The following is a 5,581-nucleotide window of genomic DNA, read 5'->3' as shown; positions in this document are numbered from 1 at the left end:
ATTCATGCACGTGTAGCAGTCCTCAACAGATTTACGGAATTAGGTCGACCACTTACCCAAGTTACGCCTTAAATTTGGCTCAATTAGGGGCGCTTTGTATTTCAAATCTTTGTGCAACAAAGCCGATTAAATATTAAAAAAAATGAGTTGGTTGAAATATATTTAAAAAATAAAACCTTATTTTTTCGGCCAAGTAGAATTATTTAAATCCAAAATTGATGTAATTATCAAATGTCTAATTAGATGAAACTCAAAATAAATATAATTAGATCTCTTGCGAAAGTCATTATTGCAAGTTTATCCGGTTTACGAGTGCAGCAATTAAGTTAATGCGTAAGCCGAATCTTTTCCGTCTATTTCGATAGCGTTCACTTAATATTCTAAATGTTTTCAATTGACTATTAATGTGTTCGATCACAACTCGTATTTTTCCAATCATTTTATTGTACTTTTTCTCAACATCAAATAAGGGTAAATTCTTCTTTTTCTTTATTGGCATCAATAATTTAAAGCCATCTTGCTCTAATCCGTAGTACCCTAGATCAGTCATAACATATTCACAATGTTTGAATTTCTTAACCGTTTTTCTTGCCAATTTAATGTCATGCTGACTGCCATTCGATATATCTAGCCCTATGATTTGTTTGCTGTTCGGATGATAGATCACTTGTACTTTTAGCGTATATTTCTTCTTTTTACCACTGTAGAATTTACTCTGATTTTTTTTTCGGACGTTCTATTGAACATTCTGTCGCATCAATAATTACCCAGTTAAAGTGTTCGTCTGCCGTGGTAATGCTTCGTTTTGGCAGAGTAAAACGTCTTGATTTCATCAATGCATCTTCAACCTTTTTAATGGTTCGATTCACATTACTTTCAGCGATATGGTAATTTGCCGCTAATTCCAGTTGAGTGCTGTAGTTCCGTAAGTAATTGAGAGTTAATAACAACTGATCCTCTATATCTAAAGTATGAGGACGACCTGATTTCTTTTTGAGTGATTCTGCTTTTTCTAAAACCTCTACCATTTCAGTAAAAACATGTCGAGGTACGCCAACCAAGCGTTTGAATTCAGAATCTGAAAAACGATTTAATTTCTGATATCTCATGAAATTTATATTGAGGTGGTTTTTACTTTCGCAAGAGGTCTATTGAATAATCATTGTTTAATTACAAGAACCCTATAATTCTAAAGTTGTAGATTATATTTTTATAATTGATTGTTACATTGAAATCGTTTAAAAATAGCAGGTCTTAAAACAAAAACAAATGTTTAAAGTCATTATGATGAAATCATCATTTTAAATCTCCTTATTTTAACGAATAGTGAAAAGACAGTTTTATGGGATCTATGAATCATCCATTCCCCATGCATATCTTTCGTGCCTATGACATACGCGGTAAAGTCAGTCTATTAGGTGCCGGGATCATTGATGCAATTGCCCACGGTTTAGCCCAGCAGTATCAGGCTGCGGGACAGACACGTGTCGCCATTGGTTATGATGCACGCATCAGTAGCCCGGCTTTTGCCGATACCATTGCCCGTATTTTTGAAGACTATTCGCTGGAAGTCACTATTGTAGGCTGCTGTTCCAGCCCAATGCTATATTTCACCGCACGTCAGTTTGATGGCAATGGCATTATGGTCACTGCCAGTCATAACCCCAAAGAAGATAATGGTATTAAATGGATTATTGATGGTGAACCACCTTGTCCTGAGATGATTCAACAGGTGGCCCAACTGGCAAAGTCGCATTGCGATAGCCAGCTACTTGGTTTAGCTGAACTGCCGCATCAGATTATTCCAGAGTTTTGCCTGCAGTATCAGCAGGGGATATTAGAAGATATTCAATTGAAGCGCTCATTTAAAGTAGTTCTGGATGGTCTGCATGGCTCCGCCGGACGTTGTGCTGACCTGGTACTCAGAAAAATGGGCTGTGAAGTGACTGCTTTACGTTGTGAGGCCAATGGACATTTTCCGGATCATGCGCCGGATCCTTCGCAGGACAAACATCTTGAGACTTTACGCCAAACTGTCATGCAACAGCAGGCTGATCTCGGTATTGCCCTGGACGGTGATGGCGATCGCCTGGTTCTGGTTGATGAACAGGGTCAGATTATCACAGCCGATCAGTTATTATGTCTGTTTGCCGAAATTTGCCTAAGCGATTCAGCACCACGCCAATTTGTTTATGATGTGAAATGTTCAACTCTGGTTCGCGATACAGTGCAACGTCTGGGCGGGGAACCGGTGATGATTCGTACCGGCAGTTCATTTCTCAGAACTTATCTGAACCATTCTCAGCATCAGGCGATTTTTGGTGGGGAATATGCCGGACATTATGTCTTTAATGATGGTCGCGGCTGGGGCTATGATGATGGCCTCTATGCAGCGCTCAGAGTCATGGAATATCTCGACCAAACGGGGCAAACTCTCGCGCAGGCCTTGGCGGCTTATCCAAAACGACATGGTACTGAAGATCTTTATATTTCAACGCGTCAAGTACGTCCTGTTGAGCTTTTAAACTTCGTTGAACAACAATCCGCAAGAATTAATGCGCAAATCAGTAAAATTGATGGGATACGTCTTGATTTTGAGGATGGTTTTGGCATCATTCGAGCATCCAATACAGGTGAGTATTTCACAGTGCGCTTTGATGCCAATAATGCCCAAGGTCTAAATGAAATTCGTCATCTGTTTGTAGCCATGTTGCGTGACCGTTATCCAGAGATCGCTCAAGACATTTTAGATGCTCAATAAGGAGAGGCGAATGCCAAATCAACAAACAGGCATCGACAAAGCACAGATTTTGACAGAAGCTTTGCCGTATATTCAACGCTTTGCGGGTAAAACCCTGGTGGTAAAATACGGCGGTAACGCGATGACCGATCCTGAGCTGGAAAGTTCATTTGCACGTGATATCGTATTATTAAAAACAGTCGGTATTAATCCGATCGTGGTACATGGTGGTGGCCCGCAAGTCGATTCCATGCTGAAACAGCTGGGCCGCGAATCAGACCGTATTGACGGCATGCGCGTGACTGATCCTGCGACCATGGAAGTAGTCGAGATGGTACTTGGCGGTAGCGTTAACAAATCTATCGTGAACCTGATTAACCAGCATGGTGGTCGTGCGATTGGTCTTACCGGTAAAGACGGCAACCTGATTCGTGCGCAAAAGCTGCTGATGGAAAAAGTGGCTGAAGATGGTTCAGTTGAGCAAATTGATCTGGGTCTGGTCGGTGAAGTCGTTGGCGTGAAAACCGATGTTCTGGAAATGTTTACCAATAGTGACTTTATTCCAGTCATTGCCCCGCTAGGTGTCGATGAAGAAGGCAATACCTATAATATCAATGCTGATTTGGTCGCTGGTAAAGTCGCTGAAGCCCTAGGTGCAGAAAAACTGATTCTACTCACCAATATCACCGGTGTCTTGGATGAAAATAAAAACCTGTTGACTGGTTTGACCACTCAAGAAGTCGATCGTCTGATCGAAACTGGCGTGATTTATGGCGGCATGATTCCAAAGGTCGGTTGTGCGCTGGATGCGGTAAAAGGCGGCGTCGTAAGTGCACATATCGTGGATGGCCGTGTACCTCATGCCAGCTTACTAGAAATTTTCACCGATCATGGTGTGGGCACCCTCATTACCAATCGTGCCAATCCGCATCGTTCTTAAGCCAATTTTTGCGAAAAAGAGTCTCAATAGAGACTCTTTTTTATTTGGATTTCTTATAGCCACCTATTTGAAATGACTGGGACAGTCATGCACAATAAGCTTCTAAGTAAATAGAGAGCTGAAACCAGACCATGTGCCAACTGCTCGGAATGAATTGTGCCACCCCGACGGATATTACTTTTTCTTTTCGCGGGTTTTCCCAGCGGGCGGGCATTACCTCTGATCATGCGGATGGTTTCGGGATTGCTTTCTTTGAAGATAAAGCCTGCCGTCTGTTCGTCGATAACCAGTCCGCGATTGAATCACCGATTGCCGAGCTGGTACGTAATTATCCAATCAAATCACGCAATGTGATTGCCCATATCCGTAAAGCGACCCAAGGCAAAATTAATCTGGAAAACTCGCATCCTTTTAGCCGTGAACTTTGGGGGCGGCAATGGATTTTTGCCCATAATGGCGATTTATATGATTATTTTCCTGAACTGTCAGGGCGCTTTACCCCAGTCGGAAATACCGACAGTGAGCGTGCCTTCTGTTACCTGCTGGATCAACTGGTGAAACGCTTTGGCTATCATGAGCCGAAACTGGATCAGGTTTTCGATCTTCTAGCTGAAATTTCACCTGCAATCGCGGAGCATGGCACCTTTAATTTCTGCCTGTCGAATGGTCAGGCGCTGTTTAGCTATGCGATTACTAAACTCCACTGGCTGGTACGTGAATACCCGTTTAGACCGGCTCAGCTGATTGATATTGATGTCGAAGTGGACTTTAGTCAGGTCACGACCCCTGAAGATCGCGTCGCAGTGATTACCACTGAACCATTGACCCAGAATGAAGAATGGACTGCCTTCCAGCCCGGTGAAATGATCCTGTTTCAGCATGGGGCGAAAGTACGTTCTCAGTTGACGCATGTTGAACGTCTGGAACGTGAACGTCTTGATCCTTCCTTAAAACGCGTCACGCGAGCTGATCAATATTGAAATGCGATTAAAGACGGAGTTTAAACTCCGTTTTTTTATATTTAAAAAATAAGAAAAAATCTAAGAATAAATAAAGGTTTATTGCGGATTTTGGTTAATTGATATCTTAGCCTTTTACTCAGGATAAATTATTTTTAATTATATATAACAGAAACTTAAAATGAAAAAGCCGGATTTAGGCGGAAAGCCGACTAATTTGCTTCATTTTTATTTGAATCAATACGCTATATGCTCATTTTCACGTTATAAGTCCTTAATAAGTTGACAAAAATAACTAATGATGCGAAAAGGTTTTTTTAGTTAACAGATGTTCACACATGCCTAGAATTGTTTCTGTACCACTTAGTTTAGAACAGCGAGAACGACTCATTTTTCTGGTCAAGCATGCAAAACATTGGCGTGAAAGGCAACGTGCCCAAACTATTCTCTGGCTTTCCGAAGGTAAAAGTGTTGCGGAAGTTGCCACTCTACAAGAACGTATCCCAGAAACCATAAGGCTACAACGCCGACGTTGGGAATTGTATGAGCTTGAATCGATTAAAGAAGGTCATCGCTCAGGTCGACCCAATACATTGATCTCAGACTATCAGGCGAAAATCCTAGATTGGGTCAATACAAGTCCACTCAATGCAGAACAAATCCGAGTCAAACTACATGAAGAATACGAAGTGTCCGTGTCTGTTGAAACCATTCGTAAGTTTTTACGTGATTCAGGTATGGTCTTCAAGCGTACCCGTCATAGCTTGAAAAAAAAGAGATCCGATTGCATTTGAACAAGCAACACAGCAGATTGAAGAATTACGAGAGCAAGCGGCACGTGGTGAAATTATATTAGGTTATGTTGATGAAACAGGATTTTCATCTACACCTGATAACCGCTATGCGTGGACAAAGATAGGTGATGTTCATGCGGTTGATGCA

5 protein-coding genes are annotated in these 5,581 nt (G+C 41.7%); 4 read left to right on the top strand and 1 reads right to left on the bottom strand.

The window, feature by feature from the left end; genetic code table 11:
• Positions 1-286 precede the first annotated feature (286 nt).
• Positions 287-1,109 (bottom strand): IS5 family transposase gene (locus F890_RS18295; protein ID WP_143115431.1). Its coding sequence is split into 2 segments (ribosomal slippage): positions 287-727 and positions 729-1,109, totalling 822 coding nucleotides; the frame shifts between segments, so codons are not numbered across the junction.
• Between the two features lie 233 nt (positions 1,110-1,342).
• On the opposite strand from F890_RS18295, the gene F890_RS13025 reads away from it, so the two are divergent.
• The 4 genes from F890_RS13025 (at position 1,343) to F890_RS13010 (ending at position 5,433) form a co-directional block, all read left to right on the top strand.
• Positions 1,343-2,761 carry a phosphomannomutase/phosphoglucomutase gene (locus tag F890_RS13025; protein WP_004730578.1) on the top strand — a complete coding sequence of 473 codons (1,419 nt, stop codon included), beginning with the start codon at positions 1,343-1,345 and terminating at the stop codon, positions 2,759-2,761.
• A gap of 10 nt (positions 2,762-2,771) precedes the next feature.
• Positions 2,772-3,680, top strand: coding sequence for an acetylglutamate kinase (gene argB, locus F890_RS13020; RefSeq protein ID WP_004279270.1), 909 nt, complete (start codon positions 2,772-2,774; stop codon positions 3,678-3,680).
• A gap of 131 nt (positions 3,681-3,811) precedes the next feature.
• Positions 3,812-4,660, top strand: coding sequence for a class II glutamine amidotransferase (locus F890_RS13015; RefSeq protein ID WP_004730575.1), 849 nt, complete (start codon positions 3,812-3,814; stop codon positions 4,658-4,660).
• Positions 4,661-4,977: 317 nt separating this feature from the next.
• The gene (locus tag F890_RS13010) at positions 4,978-5,433 is read left to right on the top strand and encodes a helix-turn-helix domain-containing protein (RefSeq protein WP_004730277.1); all 456 of its coding nucleotides are present in this window, start codon (positions 4,978-4,980) and stop codon (positions 5,431-5,433) included.
• The last annotated feature ends 148 nt before the right edge of the window (positions 5,434-5,581 follow it).

Origin of the sequence: Acinetobacter sp. CIP 64.7, from assembly GCF_000369745.1 — a bacterium.
Taxonomy (GTDB): Bacteria; Pseudomonadota; Gammaproteobacteria; order Pseudomonadales; family Moraxellaceae; genus Acinetobacter; species Acinetobacter fasciculus.
This window is presented reverse-complemented; position numbering and strand designations above follow the sequence as displayed.